Genomic DNA, 23,651 nt, shown 5'->3' on the forward strand with positions numbered 1-23,651 from the left:
ACCACGCGCCGGCCGCAAGGGCCCGGACAGCGGATAGATGCGATACATCATCGATCACTGGAATCAGTGAGACAACGGAGCAGGACGAAAGGTAACACCATGGTTAAGCAGTCCATTTTCGGCCGCATGGCGCAGCTGGCGAAGGCAAACATCAATTCGCTGCTGGACCAGGCCGAGGATCCGCAGAAAATGCTGGACCAGATGGTCCGTGACTACACGAACAACATCGCGGAGGCGGAGTCCGCCGTGGCCCAGACCATCGGCAACCTGCGCATGCTCCAGGACGACTACAACGAGGACGTCCGCAACGCCCAGGACTGGGGCAGAAAGGCCCTCGCAGCCTCGCGCAAGGCCGACGAATACCGGGCGAAGGGCGACGTCGGCGATGCCGAGAAGTTCGACAACCTGGCCAAGGTGGCCCTGCAGCGCCAGATGGGTTCTGAGAACGAGGCCAAGGCCGCCGAGCCGAGCATCGCGTCCCAGACCGAGGTGGTGGACAAGCTCAAGCACGGCCTCGACCAGATGAAGGGCAAGCTCAACGAACTGACCAGCAAGCGCAATGAGCTGGTGGCCCGGTCCAAGACCGTACAGGCCCAGAGCCAGGTCCACGACGCCCTCAAGAGCATCAACATCATGGACCCCACCTCCGAGGTGGGCCGCTTCGAACAGAAGATCCGCCGCGAGGAAGCCAAGGTCCGCGGCCAGCAGGAGCTCGCCGAGTCGAGCCTGGACGCCCAGTTCAATTCGCTGGAAGATCTTGGCGAGCAGACCGAGATCGAAGCCCGGCTGGCAGCGCTGAAGTCCGGCGGCTCCCCCGCTGCCATCGGCACCGGCGAAAAGAGCGCCGAGTCCGGTTCCACGGTCGAGGAGGCCGACTTCGACAAGCTCTGACGCGCCGGTCCGGCGCTTCCGCAGCACTGCCGCACGCTTCACGCCCGGGGCCGGGCCCCGGCGGCCGAACCTGACACCTCAGGATCGCCCGCCGGGGCCCGGCCTTCGTTGTGCCCTGTGTGGCCCCATGTCTCACCGCACCGACGCCTCCGGCGGGCGCGCGTGTACCGTGGATCCATGTCTGCGACCCTTGTGTGGCTCCGTGATGACCTCCGGCTGGATGACAATCCTGCCCTGGCGGAGGCCGCTGCCCTGCACCAACCCCTGACCGTCGTCTATGTCCTGGATGAGGAGTCACCCGGCATCCGGCCGCTGGGCGGGGCGGTGAAGTGGTGGCTCCACCATTCCCTGGCCGGCCTGGCCGCAGCGCTGGAGGCGACTGGCTCGCGGCTGGTGCTCCGCCGAGGCCCCGCCGCCCGGGTCATCCAGGACCTCGCGGTGGAAACGTCGGCAGACGCCCTGCTGTGGAACCGCCGCTACGGCGGCCCTGAACGCGCCGTCGACGCCGGCCTAAAGAGCTGGGCCGGCGGGGAGGGCCTCAACGCCACGAGCTTCCAGGCGAACCTCATGTTCGAGCCGTGGACCGTGCGCACCGGCAGCGGGGGCCCCTACAAGGTCTTCACGCCGTTCTGGAAGGCCTGCCTGGCCGGTGCCGAGCCCCGGCAGCCGCTGGCTGCTCCGGACCAGCTGCCGGGCCCTGCACGCACCCGCAGCGGCGGCCTGGCGGCGAGCGAAACGCTCGAAAGCTGGGGCCTGCTCCCCCGGAGCCCGGACTGGAGCCCGGGGCTGGCCGACACCTGGACGCCAGGAGAAGCCGGCGCCCTCAGCCGCCTCGAGGACTTCGTGGACGGCCCGGCGGCAGAATACGGCACCGGCCGCGACGTCCCGGGCGTCGAGGGCACCAGCCGGCTCTCCCCCCATCTGCGCTTTGGCGAAATCAGCCCCTTCCGGATCTGGCACACGCTGCGCCACAGCTTCGCGGCGGGGACGCCGGCCGACGTCGGGATCTTCCGTTCCGAACTTGGCTGGCGGGAATTCTGCTGGCAGTTGCTGTACGAGAATCCGGATCTGGCGACACGGAACTACCGGCCGGAGTTCGACCGCTTTCAGTGGCAGCCGGCGTCGGGCGACGAGCTCCAGGCCTGGCAGCAGGGCCGTACGGGCTATCCGATGGTGGACGCGGGCATGCGCCAGCTCTGGCAGACGGGCTGGATGCACAACCGCGTGCGGATGGCGGCCGCGTCCTTCCTGGTAAAGAACCTGCTGGCCGACTGGCGGCTGGGCGAGGCCTGGTTCTGGGACACGCTGGTGGACGCCGATGCGGCGAGCAATCCGGCCAACTGGCAGTGGGTGGCGGGCTCGGGTGCCGACGCGTCGCCGTACTTCCGGATCTTCAACCCGGTCACGCAGAGCAAGAAGTTCGACGCCGCCGGTCGTTACCTGCGCGGATACATTCCCGAGCTCGCCGCGCTGGACGACAAAACCGTCCACGAGCCCTGGAAGGCCGACGGCGCCGCCCCCGGCTACCCCGCACCGATCGTGGACCTTGCAGAGTCCCGGGCGCGGGCGCTGGCAACCTATCAGCGGCTCAAGGACGGCTGAGAGCCGGCACAGGGCCGCCGCCGGCGTTGCCCGCCACCGCGGACTTAAAGCGAAAGGTCCGGAACACTGTTTCCAGTGTTCCGGACCTTTTCTCCAGTTGCGGGGACAGGATTTGAACCTGTGACCTCTGGGTTATGAGCCCAGCGAGCTACCGAACTGCTCCACCCCGCGTCGCTTGATCAACTCTACCCTAGTTTCCGGACCGCCCTGACCACGTGCCCAGTCCGGCACAGCCGGCGTCCAGTCCGGCACAGCCAGGTCGATGAACTGCGGGCCGGGCCGCTCGAGCGGTCGCCCCTTTTGTCCTGTGACCGGTTTCCCGGTTCCCGGCTTCCGGACCGTCCCCCAGCGGCTTAAAACAAAAGGTCCGAAACACTGTTTCCAGTGCTCCGGACCTTTTCTCCAGTTGCGGGGACAGGATTTGAACCTGTGACCTCTGGGTTATGAGCCCAGCGAGCTACCGAACTGCTCCACCCCGCGTCGCAAGATCAACTCTACCTGCCGGTGAACTTGAGGCCAAATCGAGGCGACGTGATGTGCATCTCGCCGCCCGCGGGAGCGTCCGCCCGGGCCTACCGGGCCCGGCCGGCCAAGGCCGCACAGGGATCGAATCCGGTCCGTCTACGCCACAGGCCGGGTTTGCCCCTCCGGAGGGGCAAACCCGGCCTGTCGCACCGTTCACAGCCTGCGCCTGGCCTCGCGCAGCGCGTGAGGACCTGTCAGGGTCAGCTGCGCAGCGTTAGCCGCCCGCCGTCGCCGACGGAGAGGGCGACGGTGTGGCGGTGCCCGCCGGCGCCGCAGGGGTTTCCAGCTTTGCTTCGGCCTCGAGCGCCTTCTGCAAGGCAGCGTTCAGCTTCTTTTGCTGCTCGCCATAGGTCGCGAAGTCGCCCTTCGCGAGGGCGTCCTGACCGGCCTTGATCGCGGCATTGGCCTCGTCCAGCGCGGCCTTCAGGTCTGCCTTCGCATCGGTAGTCCCAGGCGGCGGAGTGGCCCCACCTGGGGTGGTGGGCGTGGCCGGTGTTTGTCCCTTGTTTGCCGAGTCACCTGCTGCGGCACCCGAATTTCCGCCGAAGAGCTGGTTCAAGGCCTCGTCCAGCGTGGGCGCGAACCCGATCTTGTCGCCGAACGCCACCAGGACCCGCTGCAGCGTCGGGTAGGAGGTCTCCCCCGTGGAGCGAAGATAGACGGGCTGGACGTACGCCATGCCGCCACCGACCGGCAGGGTCAGGAGGTTGCCGTTGAGCACCGCCGACGCACCCTGGCGCAACAGGTTAAGGGCCTGCGAAACGGTGGGGTCGGAGTTGAACTTGTTCTGCGCCTGGCCAGGTCCGGGGACCTGGGTCTCGGGCGGGATCTGCAAGAGCCTCAGCTGGCCGTAGCTGTCCGCTTTGACGCCCTTCTTGTTGCCGGCATCGGAGTCCGCGGCCAGGAAGCCGTAGAGCACGTTGCGGGCGTTGCCGTTGACCACCTGCGGGATGAACGACGAGGTCAGCTGGAACGCCGGCTTGTCCTGGTCAGGCATCTTCAGCGACATGTAGTACGGCGGCTGTTTGACTTCGTCCTTGACGGTGGGGTCGTTGGGAACGGACCAGGCGTCAATGTTGGTGTAGAAGCTGTCCGGGTTGGTCACGTGGTAGCGGCCCAGAAGCTCGCGCTGGACCTTGAACAGGTCCTCCGGGTAGCGCACGTGGCTCATGAGCGCGCCGGACATCTCCGAGTACGGCTTCACTGAGGTCGGGAAGATCTTCTGCCAGGCTTTCAGGACCGGATCCTGGTCGTCCCAGGCGTACAGCGTCACGGAACCGTCATAGGCGTCCACGGTGGCCTTGACCGAGTTGCGGATGTAGTTCACCGAGCTGTTCGGCAGGGCTACTGTCCGGTTCGCGGCGGTCTGTGAGTCGGCCGTGGCGGCCGAGAGCTGCTCCTGCTGGGAGTACGGGAAGTACGGGCTGGTGGTGTACCCGTCCACGATCCACTTCACCCTGCCGTCGACGACGGCGGGGTACGGATTGCCGTCAACAGTCAGGTAGGGCGCCACCTTTTCGACGCGGTCCCGCGGGTTGCGGTCGTAGAGGATCTGGGACTCGGCGTTCACGCCGTCGGAAAGCAGCAGGTCCGAGGACTGGAACTTGATCGCGTAAAGGATCTTGTTGAAGAAGCTGCCCACGTTCGGGCCGCCGTTGCCGGTGAAGGTGTACTGCGTCTCGCCGTCGCCTTCCTTGGCCGCGGGCCGGTCCTGCTCACGGTGCAGTGCACCGTCCGGGGCGCCCACGATCGAGTAGTCGGGCGAGTCCTGGCCGAAGTAGACGCGGGGCTGATAGGTCGAATCGTTGCCGAGCGCGCCGGTGGACGGGATGCCCGCCTGCAGGAAGTCCGGCTTGCCGTCCACGGTGAACTTGTTGCCCTTGGCGGCGACGACGCCGTAGCCGTGGGTGTAGACCACGTGCCGGTTCAGCCAGGACTGCTGGTTCGTGGCGAGCCCGTCCGGGTTGAGTTCGCGGACGGCGATGACCGTGTCCTGGATCTTGCCGTCGATCTCGTAGCGGTCCACGTTCAGGGCGCTGGGGAACTGGTAGTAGGGCCGGTACTGTTCGAGCTGCGAGAACGCATCCGAGATCAGGTTCGGATCCAGCAGCCGGATGTTGGCGGTGGTCTGCGCATCGGGGGCCAGCGCGCCGGTGGTGGCGTTGGTGGTGGCGTTGTACCGCTTTTCCTGGACCTTATCCAGGCCGTAGGCGGCACGGGTCATCGCGATGTTCCGCTTGATGTATTCGTTTTCCAGCGTCTGCTCCGAGGGCCGGACCTGGAACTGCTGGATGACCCACGGGTAGACCCCGCCGGCCAGGATGGCCGTGATGATGAGCATGGCGGTGCCGATCACCGGCAGCCGCCACTTGCCGATCACCGCGGCGACGATGAACAGCACGGCGACGATGGCCGCGGCCACGGCCAGGATTGCCTTGGTCGGAATGACGGCGTTCACGTCCGTGTACAGCGCACCGGCCCAGCGCCCGCCGTTATTCTGCACCGTGGAGTAGCGGTCCAGCCAAAAGTTGAGGCCCATCAGCACCAGGAAGGCGGCGCCCGTGACAGCCAGGTGGATCTGCGCGGCTCGGCTGGTGAAGATCCCGCGTTCCATGATCCGGATGCTGCCGTAGAGGTAGTGGGTGAGGATGCCGGCAAGGCCAGCGATCACCGTGACGCTGATGAGGAACCCGGTGACGAACCCGAGGAAGGGAAGAGTCATGAGGTAGAAGCTGATGTCGAGCCCGAACTGCGGATCGTTCTGGCCGAATGCCTCCTGGTTCAGGAACAGGAGGACTTTCTGCCACTGGCTGGCCGCGGCGCTGCCGGCGAACAGGCCAAAGAGGATGGGAAGCCCCACCATCACGACACGGCGGATCGGTTCGAGCTGCGCCTGGTAGCGGTTGAGGTTGTCCCGGATTTCCGAATCGGGGGCGTACACCGGCCGCGCATGGTAGGCAATCCTGATGGCGAAGAAGACGGCCAGGAACATGACAGCGAAACCTGTCAGGAAGATCACGATCCTGGCCAGGTTCTCGGTCAGGAACACTTCGAAGTAGCCGAGCTGCTGGTACCAGAGGACATCCGTCCAGACATTGGCGAAGAAGATGAATCCGACCACGATCAGGGCCACGATGATCAGCGTCGGCGTCAGGGCGCCGCGTCGTGTCTGGGGTCTTCCGGGCGGGACAGTGCTGGCGGGACGGGACAAACTCGGTACCTCATAGCTGGTCGTCTACTGCTGGTTTTTAGTTATCAGTCGCTGCTGTGGCTCAGTCTGGCGACCAAGTGCCGGTGTTGCAGGTTGATGCATTCTAACGGCCGTCACCGCCGTTCCGTCAGGGCCCTGCAGCAGGGTCCCGGCGGGACGGCGCGGCCGTCCATTAGTGCCACGAGTGGGGCCGGCGCTTAGTTCCGCGGCCAGTCTAGTTGTTGGTGCAGACCGGCAGGCCCGATGTGTCGCCGCCTGACGCCGCCAGTTCAACCGCCTTGCGGGCCTCGGTGAGGTTCTCGACCCGGACCACCTGCAGGCCGTCGGGGATGTGGCCCAAGACGTCTTCGCAGTTGGCCGCCGGCGCCAGGAACAGCGTGGCCCCGCCGGACCGCGCCCCCTGCATCTTCTGGGCGATCCCGCCGATGGGTCCTACGGCACCGTCCGGGGTGATGGTTCCGGTACCGGCGATGTGCTTGCCGCCGGTCAGGTCCCCGGGAGTGACCGTGTCAATGATGCCAAGCGCGAACATCATGCCCGCACTGGGGCCACCGACCTTGTCGAGCGAGATGGTGACATCAAACGGGAAGGTGAACTTGTACTGCAGCAAGACACCGAGGATGTAGCGGCCCGCACTGTTTTTGGCCGGCGTGATGGTGACTGGCACCCGGGCGCCGGCGCGTTCCACGATGACCTTGGCGGGCTTGCCGTTGCCGGCGGCCAGTTCCGCCTGGACCACGCCGAGCGCAGTGATGGGCTTGTCATTGATGGAGACAAGTTCGTCCCCTGCCTGCAGCAGTCCTTTCGAGGCGGAGTCGTCCGGGAGCCCGGCCACTTGCATTTTCTGCCCGAACGGAATCTTCAGTTCCTTCAGTGCCGAGGCGATGGCGTTCTCCTGGGAGGTGGTCATCGCGGTGGCGCTCTCCTGCTGGGACTGTTCCTTGGTGACGCCGGTGGGGAACAGCAGTTCCTGGGGGTAGACAGCTTTGGTCCCGTTCAGCCATGCCGAGAACGCTTCGAAGACGCTGACCGGACCGTTGGGACCGCCGTCGACATAGACAGTGGTCAGGTCCAGGCTGCCCTTGGCGGGAAACGACTCATGGCCGCTGACGCTGATCACCGGTTTGCCGTTGTCCTGGCCGATGGTGTTGAAGGTGGGGCCGGGTGACTCGATCACGTAAGGCACGGGCAGGCTCACCGCGGTGATGCCCAGTGCGGCGGCAAGCAGCCCCGAGACAAGCATGGCTGAAGACCGGTTGTTGCGCGGGCGCCGCACGCCGGCGCCAGCCAGTCGTGCCCTCCTGCCCCGGGCAGGGCCGGCCGCTGGGTCGCTGGCGGGCTGCTCACCGTGGGTGATTGTCATCGAACGACCTCTCCGTGCCGGCACGAGGGGCTGCGGCCCTGCCAGGACAAGCCCGAAAGGACACCGCGACCACGCACCAGGGCCGCAGCCTAACCCGAGGCTGCCGCGTGCAAATATTCCAACTTCCAAGCCTACGCGCTTGGGACCCCGGACCGCTCTTTGCCTACAGCGAACGTGGCGCGGTTTCGGCAGACAGCCACTCTTGCACAGGGGTACCGTGAAGTTGAGAAGCAGCCACACCGACGATCGGCGGGATCATGACCTCCAACCCACTCAATCCGTCCAATGGCGACGAGGAACCCAAGGATCCCTTGGCCGAAATGCTCAAAAACCTGATGGGCGGGCAGGGCATGGGCAATATCGACCCCGCCGAGCTCGCCAAGGCAGCAGGCCTCCCGGACGATCCAAACCTCCTGGCCCAGATGTTCTCCCAGGTGCAGGCGATGATGAGTGCCCCCTCGGAGGGGCCCGTCAATTGGCAGCTGGCACATGACAACGCCCGGCGCGTCGCCGCCAGCGGATCCGACCCCTCGGTCACGGCGCCTCAGTCGCGGGAGGTCGATGAGGCCCTTCGGCTGGCCGAACTCTGGCTCGACCAGGTCACCGGGCTTCCGGCCACGGGACTGATTGGCCGGGCGTGGTCCCGCGCCGAATGGGTCGAGGAAACCCTTGGGACGTGGAAGCGGCTGACCGAGCCCGTGGCCAACAGCATTGCCAACGCGCTCTCGGCCGCCATGACCGAGCAGATGCCCGAGGAAATGAAGTCCATGATGGGCGGCGCCTCCTCGATGATCCAGAACATGGGCGGGGCGATCTTCGGCATGCAGCTCGGCCAGGCGATCGGCGCGCTCTCTGCCGAAGTGGTCAGCTCGACGGACATTGGCGTGCCCCTCGCAGACCTTGAAATGGCGCTCCTGCCGGCCAACGTGGCGAAATTCGGTGAGGGCCTCAGCCTGCCGGAGAACGACATCCGCCTGTTCCTGGCCGTGCGCGAGGCGGCACACGCCCGCCTCTTCGTCCAGGTCCCCTGGCTGCGCGGGCACCTGCTCGGCGCGATCGAGGCCTACGCCCGCGGCATCCACATCGACACCTCCAAGATCGAAGAACTGGCACGCGAGATCGATCCGAGCAACCCCGAGGGCATCCAGGAGGCGCTCTCGCAGGGAGTCTTCATGCCGCAGCGCACTCCCGCCCAGGAGCAGGCCCTCGAAAAGCTGGAGACCGCGCTGGCCCTGGTGGAGGGCTGGGTGGACGAACTCACCTGGGGTGCAACCGAGAAGATGTTGCCGTCCGCCGCCGCGTTGCGCGAAACCGTCCGGCGGCGCCGGGCCACCGGAGGCCCCGCGGAGCACGCGTTCTCCTCCCTCGTGGGACTCGAGCTGCGGCCGCGCCGGCTCCGCGAGGCCGCCACCCTGTGGGCCTTGCTCAAGGAAGAGCGCGGGGTGGACGGCCGCGACGCCGTTTGGCAGCATCCCGACCTGCTTCCGACAGCAGAGGACCTGGAAGACCCGCAAGGCTTCAGCGAACGCCGCAAACTCGCCGAAGCCAGCGACAGCGAAGTGGATGACGCCCTGCAGAAGCTGCTTAGCGGAGGGTTCGACGCGCCGGCCGGCGCCGACGCCCCGGACACCGAGGGCACTCCGGGTTCAGAGGGCACTCCGGATTCAGAGGGAACGACGGATTCAGAGGGCACGGACGAGCCGGTGGCCAAGGACGACGACCGTCAGGACGGCGAACCGGACGACGGCGGCACGCCCAAGGCCTAGCCCAACGCTAGTAGGCCCCGGCCGGGATTTCGGTTCCGTCCGGGGCTTCGCCGTGTCCGCCGTCGGGTGCCATGCCGCGTGAGGTGGCGAACGAGACCCCTTCCAGGAAGGCCTTGGCGCGCTCAGTCTCCGGGTACGCCGTCAGCAACCTCCAGAAGGCGGCATCGTGGCCGGCCACCAGGAGGTGGGCCAGTTCGTGGAGCAACACGTAGTCGATCACCCACTGCGGCATGGGCTGCAGCTTCGCCGAGAGCCGGATGGTGCCTTCGGACGGCGTCGCGGAACCCCATCGCGAATTCTGGTTGGTGACCCAGCGGACTGAGGAGGGCACCGCCCTGCCGCCCAAGTACTTCGCCGACAGATCCGCGGCGTGGGCGGCAAGGTCGGCATCGCTGCGGGGGCGGCGCCGGCCGGAACCCCGCGCCGCCCGGTCCCCTTGGCGGCGGAGTTTTTCCAGCATGCGATGGACCCACTCCCGTTCCTGCGCCCTGCTGAAGGACGCGGGGATGGCGACGACGGCGGTGCCGTCCTCCCAGAACGCGGCGACCGTGCGGCGTCGGCGTGCAGAGCGGCGGACCACGACCGGGGCGCCGTCGGCGGTGGTCAGCGGAATGGCAGCCGGAACTGAACCGGACATCACTGAACCCCCAGGCTTCACGGAACCGGGCATCACTGAACCGTGCTTTCGGCCAGGACTGTCAGAACGGCCTCGCCGTACTTCTCCAGTTTGGATGGACCCACGCCGGCGAGTTTGGCCAACTGCTCCAGCGACTCGGGGCGTGCCTCGGCGATGGCGGTCAGGGTGGCATCGGTGAACACCACGAACGCCGGGACGTCCGCCTCAAGGGCCACGTCCTTCCGCCACTGCCTGAGCGCGTCGAACGTCTGTTCCTCGTAACTGGGCGGGCACTGGTTGCAGCGGCCCACCTTGCGCTCCGCGCCGCTGGAGAGCATGCTGCCGCAGACCCGGCACGACGCCGGAACGGCCGCCTTCCGGCGCGGCGCCGGGCCCTTGCCCCGCAGGTGGGAGCTGGCCACCGAGTCGGGGCGCAGGCCGTCCAGGAAGCGCGAGGGCTTGCGGTTGGCGCGTCCGCCGGGCGTCCGGGCAGTGGACCAGGACAGGGACAGGTGTTCGCGGGCGCGGGTGATCCCGACGTACAGGAGCCGGCGTTCCTCGTCCACCGCTTCCGGAGTGTCCGCGAACGAGATCGGCACGAGGCCCTCACTCAGCCCGACCAGGAACACGGCGTCCCATTCCAGGCCCTTGGCGGCGTGCAGCGATGCCAGGGTAACGCCCTGCACGGTCGGTGCGTGCTGGGCCAGGGACCGTTCCTGGAGCTCGTTGACAAAGTCCGGGAGCGAGAACTGCGGGCCCCTGCTGATCACGAGTTCGTCGGCCAGGGCCACGAGGGCGGCCAGCGATTCCCAGCGCTCCCGGAGAGCGCCGCCGCTGTGCGGCGCCGCGTCCGTGTAGCCCAGGGAGGCGACGATGTCCCGGACCAGCTGCCCAAGCGGCTCGGGCGTGGCGGTTTCAGCCACCGCCCGGGTCGCGGCCCGGAGCTGCAGGATGGCGTCCCGGACCTCCTTCCGCGCGAAGAACCGCTCACCGCCGCGCAGCTGGTAGCCGATCCCCGCCGAGGCCAGCGCCTGTTCGTAGGCTTCGGACTGCCCGTTGGTGCGGAAGAGCACGGCGACCTGGCTCGCCGGAGTTCCGGTGTCGAGGAGCTCGCGGATCCGTGCGGCGACAGTGGCGGCCTCCGCCTCGTCATCCGAGCATTCGGTGAACCGCGGCACCGGGCCCGCCGGCCGCTGCGCCACGAGCTGCAAAGGCGTGGCCCAGGCGGCGTCCGCCACCGGGCCGCCGCTGCGCCGGCCGGCGAGGAGGTCGTTGGCGAGCCTGACAACCTGCGGCGTGGACCGGTAGTCCCGGATCAGCTTAACGACGTGCGCCTCGGGATACATCGCTTTGAACCCGAGCAGATGCTTCGGAGACGCGCCGGTGAAGGAGTAGATGGTCTGGCTGGCATCGCCCACGACGCAGAGCTCGTCGCGTCCGCCGAGCCACAGCTCCAGGAGCCGCTGCTGCAGCGGCGAAACATCCTGGTACTCGTCGACGACGAAGTGCCGGTACTGCTCCCGGACGGTCGCTGCCACCTTTGGGTCCTCCTGCAGGATCCCCACGGTGATCAGCAGCACGTCCTCGAAGTCGATGACGTTGCGGTCGGTCTTGACGTCCTCATAGGACTGGAAGACCCGTGCAACGGCGGTCAGGTCGAAGCCGCCCGGATTGCCCCGGCCCTGGGCGTTCTCCAGATAGTTCGCCGGGGTCAGCATGGATACCTTGGCCCACTCGATTTCGGAGGCGAGGTCCCGGATGGAGGCGCGGTCCGTGCTGAGCCGGAGCCGCCGCGCGGCCTCGGCAATCATCTGTGCCTTGTGGTCCAGCAGGTTGGGCAAGGTGCCGCCGACCGCCTGCGGCCAGAAGAACTGCAACTGGCGCAGCGCCGCGGCGTGGAAGGTGCGGGCCTGAACGTTGCCGACGCCGAGGTCACGGAGCCGGCTGCGCATCTCGGCGGCAGCCCGCGCCGTGAAGGTGACAGCGAGGAGCCGTTGCGGGCTGTACACCCCTGAGTGCACGCCGTAGGCGATCCGGTGCGTGATGGCGCGGGTCTTGCCGGTCCCGGCACCGGCCAGGACACACATGGGCCCCTGGAGGGTGCTGGCGACCTCGCGCTGCTCAGCGTCGAGGCCGCCGAGGATCCGTTCCTCCAGCGAACGGCCGTCAGGTTCGGGGGCATCGCCAGGCGGGGCATCGCCCGACGTCGTGCCGCCCGACGGTTCCCCGCCGGGGATGGTGCTGAAGTTCAATTTCTCTGTGGTCACTTTTGCTGCTCAGTCGGTAGTCGGTGTCCTGCGGATTGGGGCAGGCGGTGTCAGCCTGTAGAGGGCAGTGTCAGGCGCTGTCGGCGGCGTCCTGAATGACGCCGCCGAACCAGTGTTCAATGAGGGACCGGGCGATGGAGAGCCTGCTGGAAATGACGATTTCGCCGCTGAGGACGGCGTCCTGCAGTTCGCTCCGGCTGAACCACCGTGCCCTGGTGACCTCGACGCCGTCGGGCCGGGCTTCGGTGTCCGGCGTGGTGGCCGTGAAGCCGAGCATCAGGGAGGCGGGAAACGGCCAGGACTGCGATCCAAGGTACTGGGACGCGGTGACGCGGACCCCGACTTCCTCGCCGATTTCGCGCTGCACGGCCTGTTCGAGCGATTCCCCCGGTTCGACGAAGCCGGCGAGGGTCGAATAGTTCCGGGCGTCGAGCGGTCCGCCTCCGCCCAACAGCAGTCTCCCGTCGGGGCCCACCACGGTGACGATGATGGCCGGATCCGTCCGGGGGAAGTGCTCGGAATTATCGGCCGGGCAGCGCCGGACCCAGCCGCCGGCTTCCGGCTGCGTGGGGGTGCCGCAGCGCGGGCAGTGCGTGTGGGTGGAGTGCCAGTTGGCGATGGCGCTGGCTTCGATGAACAGCGCAGTGTCCGTGGCGTTCAGGCGTGCCGCGACTTCGCGGAAACCCACCCACTGCGCATCGCTGGGAACGCCGGCCACGTGGGCCTCGAATTCCTCGGCCTGGACTTCGAACTGAAGCGGGAGGACAAAGAGGACAAGCTCGGTGCCGGCGTCGAGGTCCGAACCGGCCAGGGCGGAACCGAGGTAAATCACGTGTTCGGGAGCGTACGGGGTGTTGGCCAGGTGCCCGGAGAGCTCGGCGGCGTTGAGGAGCACGAGGCTGTTGCCGCTGACGAGGGCCTGCCTGCCGGAGAGCACAACGGCCTGCGCCGCGCCTGAATCGACCAGCTCCGCGAGCATTCCGGGTTTCACCCGTGCCGCGGATCCGCGGTCGATCAGGGCCGGGCGCACGGGAAGGACGGTCTCCATGAGGTGGTTTGCCGGCAGGAGATGTACCGGCGGTGCCGCACCGTCGGATGCCGGGGATTCGGAGGGTGTTTGCTGTGATGCCGATGAAGATGCCGCTGACTCCGCAAGACTCATACACCCACCGTACTGACTCGGGCAGACAATTGACATTTGCCGACCGGGCCGCCGGGGGCTCCACAACGTGTGCGGGACAGGCCGCTTGCCCGGGATTCAGCGCTGATTTCCCTCCGATTTGTCCCCGATCTCAAGACTCGCCGGAGTGCATCGCCGACTTGGGCGCCGCTCAATCTACCGTGGAAGGGTGAGAAGGAAACCAATCGAACTGGCAGCTGTAGCAACGGCGGCGGTACCCGGCCTGACCCCGACCGCCGTCAGCTCTGCGCCCGACGATCCGGCGGACTTCGACGCGGCCCTCCTCCTGGACTCTGAGGGCAAGCGTTGGCGCGTCCGCTCCCCCCGGCATGCCGAAGCGAGCGCCCGGCTGGAAACCGAATTCCTGGTGCTGCGGGCCTTCGCTCCCGGCATCCGGGCCGAGCTCCCGTTCCTCATGCCCACAGTGGCGGGAACGGTCCGGCAAGGCCAGCTCAGCACGTTTGTCTATTCGCACCTGGCCGGCGCCACCCGCTCCCTGGACGAGCTCAGCAACGGCTCTCCCGCGCTGGCCCGCGAAATCGGGGCGGCCCTGGCCGCGATCCATGACCTCCCGCGGTCAATCGTGAGCAACGCCGATCTGCCCAGCTACACGCCCAACGAATTCCGCCAGCGGCGCCTCAATGAACTGGACCAGGCGGCCACGACCGGAAAAATCCCGCCGCTGCTGCTGCGGCGCTGGGAACACGCCATGGAAGACGTTTCGCTCTGGCGCTTCAATCCGTGCGTCGTTCACGGCGACCTCCACGAGGACAACCTGCTGGTCGAGGGTGAGCGTGTGACCGCGGTGACGGGCTGGACCGACCTGCGCATCGGTGACCCGGCGGACGACATGGCCTGGCTGGTCGCCTCCAACGAACAGGACTTTGTGAACGCGGTCCTGGATCACTACACCTCCAGCCGTCGCGACGTGCCCGATGCGCACCTGTTGCGGCGGGCCGCGCTCTCTGCCGAATTCGCCCTGGCGCAGTATCTGGTCAAGGGCATGGCCGCCGGCAACCAGGAAATGATCGACGAGGCGGAATCCATGCTCGCCACACTGGCCGAGGACGTGGCCGAACACGGCGGCCAGCCGATCAGCGTGGAACCGCTGCCGCAGCCGGTCGCGGCACCCGAACCCGGCACAGAACAAGACATTGCCGACGCCGGTGCTCATGTCGATGCGCCGACGGTCCCGGCCGCGCCGGCCCCTGCGGCCAACGGGACGACGCCCGCCGTCAGCAAGGTCACGCTTCTGCCCATGGAGCCGGTCCCGGGCAGCGCTCCGGCTGATGAGGCCACGGCCGGCATCAGTGCCAGCCCCGCGGTGCACGTCACGCCTATCCCCCGCGAAACGGGGGCTGGCGAGCCGGCGGCTGTCCCCCAGCCCGTCGCAGACACAGCCGCAGACACAGGCGACCAGGCGAGCGCCGAGCCAGGCGCCAGTAAGGCCGCAGGTGCGTCCGCCGACATCACTACAATCCCCGGCGCCGCCAAGTCCTCCGAGTCCTCCAGCGCTGATGCCGCGCTGGACGGCGCCCCGCAGGCGGCTGCCCCCGACCCGGACGCCGGGAAGGTCAGTGAGGCCGGTGACAGCGACACCGGGGCCGCGGTTGCGGCCGGCACCGACACGTCGACGCAATCGATCACCGTCGTCCAGCCCGGCTCTGTCTTACAGCCCGAGACCGCTGTGCAGCGCGACTCCCCTGTACAGCCCGAGACCGCGGCGGAGCCCGGGTCCGGTGCGGAGCCCGGGTCCGGTGACAACACGTCAACCGCCGCGATCACGGTGGTCGACTCCGCGTCCCGCTAGCGCCGGCTGCCGGGCGGTTCAGGTATACTGCCCCGCCCGGCTCGTTCGGCGGATTTTCTCCGGCCGGATGACATCCGCTAGGCGCCGCTGTGCGTCGCTGTCCTCCCCAGCGCCGCCGCCACGATTTCCTCAAGCTTTTCCGCTGATCCGAGGTCATGGGGGCGGACCACCTGGTTGTCGGCCACGTAGTAGAAAGCGGCCCGGACGTCCTCCAACGGGACCCCCTTGAGCCGGGCCCAGGCCAGCCGGTAGACGGCGAGCTGGACTGCCTTGACCTTCAATTGGGCCGCCGAGGGGCGGCGGCCGGTCTTCCAGTCCACGAGATCCCAGCGGCCATCGGCGTCGCGGAACACGGCGTCGATCCTGCCCCGGACCACGACGTCGCCGATCCGTGTCTCGACCGGGACCTCGACGTGGGCGGGGGCGCGCTGGGCCCACTCGGACTGACGGAAAGTTTCGACCATGGAATCCAGGCCGTAGGCCTCGTCGATGTGGTCGTCAGCGCCGGCGGCCTCACCCAGGTCCAGCATCCCGGCGGCGCCGAAGTATTCCTCCACCCAGGCGTGGAAGGCCGTGCCCTTGCGGGCCGACATCCCCGGTTCGCGCGGGATCGGCCTGCGCAGGCGGGCCACAACGGAGCCTGGGTCATCTTCCAGGTCCACGAGAGTCGACGCCGAGATGTGCCCGGGCAGATGCACATCCTGGACCACCGAACGCCGGGAGCGGCGTTCCAGCAAAGTGGCCGCCTCCTGCGCCCAACCGGCGGCAGGACTGCGCAGGACGGGACGTTTTCCGGCCTCCGCGCCATCCGGGCCGGCGGCCATGGCCTGCAGGACGCGGACCGCTGCGGATTCCATGGCCGCCCGCCGGCCCGGGACAAGCCGCAGCCGTTTTCCCGTCCGGGGGTCATGCGGGCCCTCCAGCGGATCATAGGGCCAGGCGGCGACTTCGAGTTCAGAGGTCAGGGGGCTTTCGGCCGGCAGCGCGTCCTCGGTGACGGATAGCGGATGGATTTCGGCCGCGCCGTCGGCGGTGAGGCCCTCGAGCCCGGCAAGGAAGGGAGACATCTCCGCCAAACCGGCCCGGGACCCCACCCACGCAGCACTCGATAGCCAGAGCACGTGTTTGGCACGGGTGTACGCCACGTAGGCCAGGCGCCGTTCCTCGGCCTCGCCGTGCGCCTGGACGGCAGACTTGAACTCCTTCTCGGCGTCAAGCCAGCCTTTTTGGTCCGGCTGGTCCAGGTCCCATTGGGGCAAATCGGTACGATCGCCGCGCAACGGCCACGGCAGTGCCGCACTGCCGCTGCTCCACCGCGAGTCACGGCTGCTGGGGAACGCCCCGGAATTGAGCCCGGGAACGAACACGACATCCCATTCCAGCCCCTTGGAGGCATGCACGGTCAGCAGCTGGACGGCTTCGTGGTTGACCTCCGGCGCTGCGGCATCCAGACCGTTTTCCTCGGCCGCCGCGGCTTCCAGCCATGCAAGGAACGCCAGGACGTCGACCCGCTGGGAGGTGTGCAGGAACCCGGCCGCCGCGTCCTGGAAGGCGTCCAGGTTACGGCGGGCCTGATGGATGCTGGTCCCGGGTCGCGCCGCAACTTCGATGTCCAGGAGCATCGCCCGTTCGACCTCCCCGAGCAAAGTGGTGAGGTCGTCGCCCATGTAGCTGCGCAACTGCCGGAGCTCGTCCGAGAGCCGCTGCAGACGGTCCCGGGCCTCCGGGCTCAGTCTACGTCCGTGCGCCGAGGTCCAGCCGTCGCGGGGCAGCCAGTCCAGGGCCTCGACCAGGCTGGCGGCGTCCGTGATGTCGCCTTCGATCACGGCGTCGTCAGAATCCTCTACAGCACCCCCGGCGTCGCCGGCGTCCAGGCCGCCGGGGCGGCCGCGACGGCGGGCCAGGAAACTGGACCAGTCCCGGAGGGCCATCAGGTCCGCCGGGCCGATCCGCCACCGCGCGCCGGCCAGCAGGCGCATGAGGGAGTCCGAGCGGCCCGGGTCGGCCAGGACCCGGAGCGTAGCGACAAGGTCGATGATTTCCGGCGTGTCCAACAGCCCGCCGAGCCCAACGATTTCGTAGGGAATGCCCCGGACTTCGAACTCGCGGCGAATGCATTCCATCTGCGCCCGGCGCCGGCACAGGACAGCCATGGCCGGCGGAACCGGGTCGGCGGAGTGCGCGGCGTCGAAGTCTGTCACGCGAAATTTCAGCACGTCGCCGGCGATCGCCGCGGCCTCGGCTTCGTCCGTGGCGAACCGTCCCATCACCACCCTGCCGTCCACCGCGGCCGGGCTGGGCTGCAGTGGCGGGACCTCGACGGCGTCGGCGCTTTCCCGGGCCCCGGCGGCCCCGAGGTTCGCCGCCGCCTTGCTCAGCGGCGCCGAAATGAGGTTGGCCGTGGCCAGGATGTGGCGTCCGTTGCGCCACGCTGTAGTCAAGTAAGAGGTGGGCGCCACGGCAAAGCGCCGGGCCTGCCCGCTGCCCCGGTCCCGCGAGCTGCCCCGGTCCCCCTCGCCGCCGTGGGCGGTGTCCTTGCCTTCGCCGCTGACGAGGATCGGGAATTCACGGACGAAATGGAAGAGTTGCCCGGCGGACGCTCCCCGGAATCCATAGATGGACTGGTTCGGGTCCCCCACCGCCGTAACCGCATGGCCGTCGCCGAAGAGCCGGGAGAACAACACCAACTGGGCGTGCGAGGTGTCCTGGAACTCATCGAGCAGCACCACCTTGTAACGCTGGCGCTCCGTTTGGGCGGCGACCGGAATCTCACTGGCCACCCGCGCCGCCAGGGCCACCAGGTCACCGAAGTCCAGGGCGCCGCGGGCGCGCTTCGCCTCGGAATAGCGGCCCACCATGTCCGCGACGCTGGCCCGCGTGCGAAGCATCGCGCTGAGCTCGCCCGCGGCCTGGGTGGGGTTCTTCTTAGCTTCTGCGACATACGGGAGCGACTCGAACGCGGCGACCCGTTCCAACAGCCAGCCACGGACCTGGGCCGGGTCCTGCAAATGCTCGGAGCACTCTCCCGCCAGCTGGATCACGGCCTTGACGAGCGTCGATTTGGCGGACCGGAAGTGTTCGTAGTCCCCGTCAAAGGCTTCCACCACCTCGCTGGCGAGCTGGAACGACTGGGCGCCGCCGAGCAGCACGACGTCGCGTTCGACGCCGAGGCGGAGACCGTAGTCGGACACAATGCCGCTCGCATACGAGTGGTAGGTGGAGACCTTGGGTTCGAGCGCATCCGCGCTCAGCAGCCCGGCAGGGAAGAGCGTGTTCCCGGTGTCGGCCGCCGCGATGCGCGCCACCGCGGCCAGCTTGGCCCGGATCCGCGAGGCGAGTTCACCGGCGGCCTTGCGGGTGAAGGTGACGCCGAGGACTTCCTCCGGCCGGACCCAGCCGTTGGCGACGAGCCACACCACCCGGTCCGCCATGGTGGCGGTCTTCCCCGAGCCCGCCCCGGCGATCACGAGCCGCGGCGTGAGGGGCGAGGAAATGATCAGGGACTGTTCAGCCGTGGGGCTGTTCCCCTCCCCCAGCAGTGCCGACAGCTCTTCCGGGCTGAACCGCGGCTCGGGAGGGGGCGCGGGAAGGGGAGCCGGTGACGGATGCGGGTCGGACGGGCCGCTTGCCGGCGCCTCGGGGCTCATTCAGTAACCTGCTTTCCCCGCACGCACAGCGGGCACACTTCAGGGAGCCGGCAGCCGTGGCCGCCGTGGCCTCCCTTGGACGGATCGTGGCGGGCCTGGAAAACGCTGCCGGACATTACGCGGGCGGCGTCGCCGACCATCTCCAGTGCCCAGTTGTCCTGCGGATCCAGCGGTGCCTGGGCCTGGATGCCGGGGCTCTTGGTGGTGGTGCCCAGCTGGGCCAGGACGGCGCCGCCCGGCAGCGGCGGCGGACCGTCGTCGGGACCCGCGAAGCCGCCGGCCAGCACGGCGGCCTGGTAGGCGCCGAGCTGCGGGTGCCGGTCCAGATCCGCTTTGCCGGGCTGGCGTTTGCCGGTCTTGAGGTCGATGATCACCAGCCGGCCCTCGGCGTCGATCTCCAGCCGGTCGACCTGGCCCCTGAGCACGGCGGGCCGCGCCGGACCGGCGCTTCCGCCCTCGCCCGGATCGGATCCGGCCTGTGTGGAAGCGGCTTCCGCTGGAACGTCCGGCAGCTTCACCTCAAAGTCCTGTTCGACGCCGATCAGGCTCCGGCCCTCGCTGCGCATCACGAGGACATACTGGGCGAGCTTGCGGACCATGGACTCGGCTCGCTGGAAGTCCAGTTTGCCTTCCCAGTTGTCCTTCATCCCCAGCGTGGGCCAGCGCCGGACGAGTTCGGCGACATATTCGCTTCCCGAGGCGTCCGGGAGGTCCTGCGCAATGGCGTGGACCAGCGTTCCGAGGCTGCGGGCAAAATCGGTGGCGGCTTCACCGCCGGCGGCTTGGACAAACCAGTCCAGCGGAGATTTCTGCACGGTTTCGACCTTCGAAGGCGACACGAACACGGTACCGCCCGGCGGAACCACCGCCTCCTCCGAGGACAACTCCGCCAGCCCCCACCAGCTCGCGGGGTGCGCGCCCGGAACCGGCGGCTGGGCCGTGGCCAGGCCCCCCAGCACGGCCGCGGCTTCCGCCGATTCGGCCGCCCTCGGGTCGAGCTGGGCGTACTGCCGCAGTTCCGCGACCAGCGCCCGGAGGGTCAGCGGACGCTCGACCGGGGTAAAGCCCCGGCGGTCCTGCCCGGGCCGCAACGGCGCCACATAGTCCAGGAACGAGGACGGCTGCTCGTCCTCCGAGGACACCGCCGTGCAGATCAGCACCTCCCGGGCGCGGGACACTGCCGTGGAAAAGCTCCGGAGCTCGTCATAGCGTATTTCGCGCAGCCGGCTCTGCGGATCCAGTCGCAGGGCATACTCCACGCCGTGCTCGACGGCGTCGGCGAACAACGTGCTGCCGAGCAGCTCGCCTCGCAACCGGGTGTTGGGCCACACGCCTTCCTGAAGTCCGGGCACAATGACCACCGGCCATTCGCGGCCGGCCGCGCTGGCAGGGGTCATGAGCTCCACCGCGTCTTCCAGCTGCGCCCGGGCGGCCAGGGTATCCATGGGAAGTTCCTGGCTGAGCAGGTATTCAAGGAACTGCTCCGGGCCGGAACCCGGCAGCTGGTCCACAAAGCGTTCCGCGGTATGGAACAGCGCCATCATGGCATCAAGGTCACGGTCGGCCCGGGCACCGGCTGAGCCTCCGGCGAGGGCGGCGTCGGTCCAGCGGGAGGCCAGGCCGGTGGAATGCCAAAGCGCCCAGAGCACCGTCTCGGCGTTGCCTCCGGGGGCACCGGCGGCGTCCCGGCCCGCTGCGATCATCCGGGCAATCCGGCGGGCCGAGTGACCCTCGATGCCCAGCGTTGCGAGCGCTCCCGGCTCCAGCAGGGCTTCGACCAGCAGCGCCTCGCTGGTGCGCCCGCCGCCGCCCAGGAGTTCCTCCCGGCGCAGCGACTGCCGCAGCCTCCGCAGTTCAATCGCGGTGGCGCCGCCTATCCGGGACGTCAGCAAGGACACCGCTGACTCGGGTGTGAGCACGGCAGGGTCCAGGGCCACCGCATAGGCATCGAGCAGCGGACGGACCGCGACCTCGTCCCGGACGGCGGATTCGGCGACCGGGATCCGGACGGGGATCCCCTGGCCGGCCAGGTATCGCTGCAACTGGCTGAGCTGGCCGCCGTTGCGCACGATCACGGCGATGTCCCCGAGTTCCCGGGCGTCGTTCAGCTGCGCTTCGAGGATCCGCTGGGCCACATACCGCAGCTCGTGGACCGGGGACGGCAACAGGTGGGCCTCGACCGTCCCCTCGCGGGCGCCGGCGGCTCTGTCCGGTGTCGGGACTGGTTGGCCGTCCGGCGCCGGCACTGGTCCGGGCTGTTCCAGCCGGCGGGCGGACTGCCCGCCGGACCTGCGGGAGATGCGCCCGGCCACTGACAGCCATGCCTCCGCCACGGCCGGGTCCTGCCGATGCGCCGTCCACAGAGGTCGTTCCAGGATCGTCCCATCAGGGGCCAGGAGGCCGGGAAGCTCCGCCACGAGATCGGGGCGCGCCCCGCGGAAGCCCTGAACCACGGTGTCCGGCGAAGCAGTGATGATGGCATCCTTGCCGGCGGCGATGTCGGCGAGCAATTCGAAGACCGCCGGGTTCGCCTCCTGGATGTCATCCACAAGAATCAGCTGCAGGCGGTCGCGTTCGGCGGCGAGGAAATCGGGTGAGTCCTGGAAGATCTGGCGCGCGGCAGTGATGATGCCGGCGGGGTCGAAGGCCTCGGGCATGCGCAGGTCCAGGACATCGCGGTATTCGGAGTAGAGGGCGGCCGCCGGAATCCAGTCCGGCCGGTTGCACTGCCGGGCCAAGGCTGCAAGGTCCTCGGCGGTCCGCCCGGATTCGATGATCCGGTCAAAGAGCTGGCGCACTTCCTGCCGGAAACCGCGGGTCTGCAGGGCGGCGCCCAGGTCCTCGGGCCAGGGCAGCTCGAGGCCGGGCAGCGCATGGCCCTCCAGCAGTTCCTTGATGATCAGGTCCTGTTCCGGGCCGGAGAGCAGCTTCGGCTGGCGCGGAAGCGGCAGGAGGCCTTCGGCCTTGGCACGGCGGATCAGATCGAAGGCATATGACGCCCAGGTCCGTGCCGGCGTCGTGCTCAGGCTCCGGTCCAGGCGGGCCGTGAACCGGTCGCGGAGCGTATCCGCGGCGAGCCGCCCGGGAGCCAGGATGAGCATCCGCTCCGGATCCAGGCCATCGCGCAGGGTGCGGCGGACGGCAGCCTCGACAAGGACCGTCGACTTGCCGGTGCCGGGCGCGCCGGGCACCAGGACGGGGCCGGAGCCGGGCGGGACCTCGACGGCGGCGAGCTGGTCCGGTGACAGCACCGGCACCGCGCTGTGCTGGGTCCGGGGCGGCAACAGGCGCAGCCCCGCTCCCGTTGCGCGCCCCGCCCCGGGAAGGGGACGGGACCCGGACCGCTGCAGGCTTGGTTCGAGGTGGCTGGGGGTACTCACACAGTCATTTCATCATCGGGTACCGACAATTTATGCGACTCCCGCTCGAGCCGCTCCGCGATGGCATCGATCCGGTCGAAATCGGCGTCGGTGGGCGCCCACCGGCCGGAGGCCAGGTCAACACGCCAGCGCCCCTCGCCGGTCCGGCGGAAGTCCTCGTAGCGGCCCAGCAGCGGCGTCCCCTCCTGCAGATAAAGGCTCAATGCCTCGTGCTCCAGGCCGGGCGGGGCGTCCCCGCTGGATTTCAGGACGCGCCACCAGGGCACGCTGCTGCCATAGTGGCTCATGACCGATCCGACCTGGCGCGGGCCGCCGGCGCCGAGGAGTTCCGCAACGTCGCCATAGGCCACCGCTGTGCCGGCCGGGATCAACGCCACGAGCTCCAGCACCGCCTCCACATACTCCGTCCGCATCGGTCCAGCCTAGCCGTTCCGGACTCCGGAACCGTGCCCGGGCGGCACGCGGCACGGCGGTCAGGAACTGTCAGTGGCAGCAGTTACGGTTGAAGCATGAGCACTTGGAACACCCTCCCCCGCGCAGCCTTCGACCTCGAAACCACGGGGCGGAACTCCCGCGCGGCGCGGATTGTCACAGCATCCATCACCGTGGTGGACTCCGACGGCGGGATTGTCCAGGAACACGAGTGGCTCGCCGACCCCGGGGTTGAGATTCCCACCGAGGCCAGCGACATCCACGGCGTCACCACCGAGAAAGCCCGCAGCGAGGGCCGCCCCGCCGCGGAAGTGACGCGGGAGGTCGCCGCCGTGCTCCAGGAGCTTTTCGACACGGGTGTGCCGGTCATCGCCTTCAACGCCAGCTACGACTTCACGGTGCTCGCCGCCGAGTCTGCCCGCTACGGCGTCCCTCAGTTGAGCCGCTTCCCCGTGCTCGATCCGTACGTCATGAACAAACAGGTGGACCGCTACCGCAAGGGCAAGCGCACGCTCACCGCCTTGTGCGAGGAGTACGGCGTCAATCTGGACAACGCGCATACTTCCGCGGCCGATGCCCTGGCAACCCTTCGGATGCTCGATGCCATGGCCGGAAAATTCCCCAAGCTCAGGATGCCGGCGGGCAACCTGCACCAACTCCAGGTCGAATGGGCCTCTGCCCAGGCCGCGGACTTCCAAAGCTACCTGCGCAAGACGAAGCCGGCCGCCGTGATCGAAGGCGACTGGCCCGTCCTGCCTCCCGAGGATGCCAGCCGGGGCGACTTCTAGGATTTCCGAACGCGGGGATTCCGGACGCCTGGGCGCCGGCGGCGCGGGAACACTTCTTAAAACGAAACGTTCGCCGGCGGAACGGGCTTAACTAGTCCGCCGCTGCGCGCAAATCCAGTGATTGCGACGGAGGTCACACCGCCCGGGGCTTCCACTTGCCGCCCGCTCCGGCG

General features: G+C 68.5%; 13 protein-coding genes and 2 tRNA genes. 5 read left to right on the forward strand and 10 right to left on the reverse strand.

Going from position 1 to position 23,651, the window contains the following annotated elements:
- Positions 1 to 99: 99 nt before the first annotated feature.
- Complete coding sequence (locus tag AC1DRO_RS12990) at positions 100 to 891, forward strand: PspA/IM30 family protein (protein ID WP_028277175.1); 792 nt, start codon at positions 100 to 102, stop codon at positions 889 to 891.
- Positions 892 to 1,068: 177 nt separating this feature from the next.
- Positions 1,069 to 2,493, forward strand: a complete 1,425-nt coding sequence (locus AC1DRO_RS12995; RefSeq protein WP_476951109.1) for a cryptochrome/photolyase family protein — start codon at positions 1,069 to 1,071, stop codon at positions 2,491 to 2,493.
- A 97-nt stretch (positions 2,494 to 2,590) separates the two neighbouring features.
- Here the strand turns inward: AC1DRO_RS12995 and AC1DRO_RS13000 are convergent.
- From AC1DRO_RS13000 to AC1DRO_RS13015, 4 genes are all read right to left on the reverse strand, one after another.
- A tRNA-Met gene (locus tag AC1DRO_RS13000) sits at positions 2,591 to 2,664 on the reverse strand.
- A 235-nt stretch (positions 2,665 to 2,899) separates the two neighbouring features.
- Positions 2,900 to 2,973 (reverse strand) — tRNA-Met (locus tag AC1DRO_RS13005).
- Positions 2,974 to 3,232: 259 nt separating this feature from the next.
- Positions 3,233 to 6,229, reverse strand: a complete 2,997-nt coding sequence (locus tag AC1DRO_RS13010) for a UPF0182 family membrane protein (RefSeq protein WP_476951110.1) — start codon at positions 6,227 to 6,229, stop codon at positions 3,233 to 3,235.
- A 214-nt stretch (positions 6,230 to 6,443) separates the two neighbouring features.
- The gene (locus AC1DRO_RS13015) at positions 6,444 to 7,592 is read right to left on the reverse strand and encodes a YlbL family protein (RefSeq protein WP_476951111.1); all 1,149 of its coding nucleotides are present in this window, start codon (positions 7,590 to 7,592) and stop codon (positions 6,444 to 6,446) included.
- 257 nt (positions 7,593 to 7,849) lie between these two features.
- On the opposite strand from AC1DRO_RS13015, the gene AC1DRO_RS13020 reads away from it, so the two are divergent.
- Positions 7,850 to 9,358 carry a zinc-dependent metalloprotease gene (locus AC1DRO_RS13020; RefSeq protein WP_476951112.1) on the forward strand — a complete coding sequence of 503 codons (1,509 nt, stop codon included), beginning with the start codon at positions 7,850 to 7,852 and terminating at the stop codon, positions 9,356 to 9,358.
- A 7-nt stretch (positions 9,359 to 9,365) separates the two neighbouring features.
- On the opposite strand, the gene AC1DRO_RS13025 is transcribed toward AC1DRO_RS13020, so the two are convergent.
- The 3 genes from AC1DRO_RS13025 to nudC all read right to left on the reverse strand — a co-directional run bounded on the left by AC1DRO_RS13025 (position 9,366) and on the right by nudC (position 13,403).
- A complete protein-coding gene (locus AC1DRO_RS13025; RefSeq protein WP_476951113.1) occupies positions 9,366 to 9,995 on the reverse strand; it encodes a M48 metallopeptidase family protein in 630 nt (209 codons plus the stop codon).
- A gap of 32 nt (positions 9,996 to 10,027) precedes the next feature.
- The gene (locus AC1DRO_RS13030) at positions 10,028 to 12,130 is read right to left on the reverse strand and encodes an ATP-dependent DNA helicase UvrD2 (protein ID WP_476951134.1); all 2,103 of its coding nucleotides are present in this window, start codon (positions 12,128 to 12,130) and stop codon (positions 10,028 to 10,030) included.
- Positions 12,131 to 12,311: 181 nt separating this feature from the next.
- A complete protein-coding gene (gene nudC, locus AC1DRO_RS13035; protein ID WP_476951114.1) occupies positions 12,312 to 13,403 on the reverse strand; it encodes an NAD(+) diphosphatase in 1,092 nt (363 codons plus the stop codon).
- Between the two features lie 187 nt (positions 13,404 to 13,590).
- Between nudC and AC1DRO_RS13040 the strand changes: the two genes are divergently transcribed.
- Positions 13,591 to 15,231, forward strand: a complete 1,641-nt coding sequence (locus AC1DRO_RS13040; protein WP_476951115.1) for a macrolide 2'-phosphotransferase — start codon at positions 13,591 to 13,593, stop codon at positions 15,229 to 15,231.
- A gap of 77 nt (positions 15,232 to 15,308) precedes the next feature.
- On the opposite strand, the gene AC1DRO_RS13045 is transcribed toward AC1DRO_RS13040, so the two are convergent.
- The 3 genes from AC1DRO_RS13045 to AC1DRO_RS13055 are packed head-to-tail and all read right to left on the reverse strand — an operon-like array spanning position 15,309 to position 22,671.
- Positions 15,309 to 18,878 carry an ATP-dependent helicase gene (locus tag AC1DRO_RS13045; protein WP_476951116.1) on the reverse strand — a complete coding sequence of 1,190 codons (3,570 nt, stop codon included), beginning with the start codon at positions 18,876 to 18,878 and terminating at the stop codon, positions 15,309 to 15,311.
- Positions 18,875 to 22,228, reverse strand: a complete 3,354-nt coding sequence (locus tag AC1DRO_RS13050) for an ATP-dependent helicase (RefSeq protein ID WP_476951135.1) — start codon at positions 22,226 to 22,228, stop codon at positions 18,875 to 18,877. Before AC1DRO_RS13050 ends, AC1DRO_RS13045 begins: the two co-directional genes overlap by 4 nt.
- Before the next feature lie 26 nt (positions 22,229 to 22,254).
- Entirely contained in the window at positions 22,255 to 22,671 is a 417-nt protein-coding gene (locus tag AC1DRO_RS13055) for an MGMT family protein (RefSeq protein WP_476951117.1), read from the reverse strand.
- Between the two features lie 96 nt (positions 22,672 to 22,767).
- On the opposite strand from AC1DRO_RS13055, the gene AC1DRO_RS13060 reads away from it, so the two are divergent.
- Positions 22,768 to 23,478 (forward strand): 3'-5' exonuclease, encoded by a 711-nt coding sequence (locus AC1DRO_RS13060; RefSeq protein ID WP_028277186.1) that lies wholly within the window; start codon positions 22,768 to 22,770, stop codon positions 23,476 to 23,478.
- Positions 23,479 to 23,651 lie beyond the last annotated feature (173 nt).

The sequence above is a fragment of the Arthrobacter sp. P4_F11 genome (assembly GCF_056401395.1).

Bases quoted from the DNA above. Each gene is read 5' to 3' on its own strand.
- AC1DRO_RS12990 (WP_028277175.1), top strand. From the start codon at position 100: ATGGTTAAGCAGTCCATTTTCGGCCGCATGGCGCAGCTGGCGAAGGCA.
- AC1DRO_RS12995 (WP_476951109.1), top strand. From the start codon at position 1,069: ATGTCTGCGACCCTTGTGTGGCTCCGTGATGACCTCCGGCTGGATGAC.
- AC1DRO_RS13015 (WP_476951111.1), bottom strand. From the start codon at position 7,592: ATGACAATCACCCACGGTGAGCAGCCCGCCAGCGACCCAGCGGCCGGC.
- AC1DRO_RS13020 (WP_476951112.1), top strand. From the start codon at position 7,850: ATGACCTCCAACCCACTCAATCCGTCCAATGGCGACGAGGAACCCAAG.
- AC1DRO_RS13025 (WP_476951113.1), bottom strand. From the start codon at position 9,995: ATGTCCGGTTCAGTTCCGGCTGCCATTCCGCTGACCACCGCCGACGGC.
- nudC (WP_476951114.1), bottom strand. From the start codon at position 13,403: ATGAGTCTTGCGGAGTCAGCGGCATCTTCATCGGCATCACAGCAAACA.
- AC1DRO_RS13045 (WP_476951116.1), bottom strand. From the start codon at position 18,878: ATGAGCCCCGAGGCGCCGGCAAGCGGCCCGTCCGACCCGCATCCGTCA.
- AC1DRO_RS13055 (WP_476951117.1), bottom strand. From the start codon at position 22,671: ATGCGGACGGAGTATGTGGAGGCGGTGCTGGAGCTCGTGGCGTTGATC.
- AC1DRO_RS13060 (WP_028277186.1), top strand. From the start codon at position 22,768: ATGAGCACTTGGAACACCCTCCCCCGCGCAGCCTTCGACCTCGAAACC.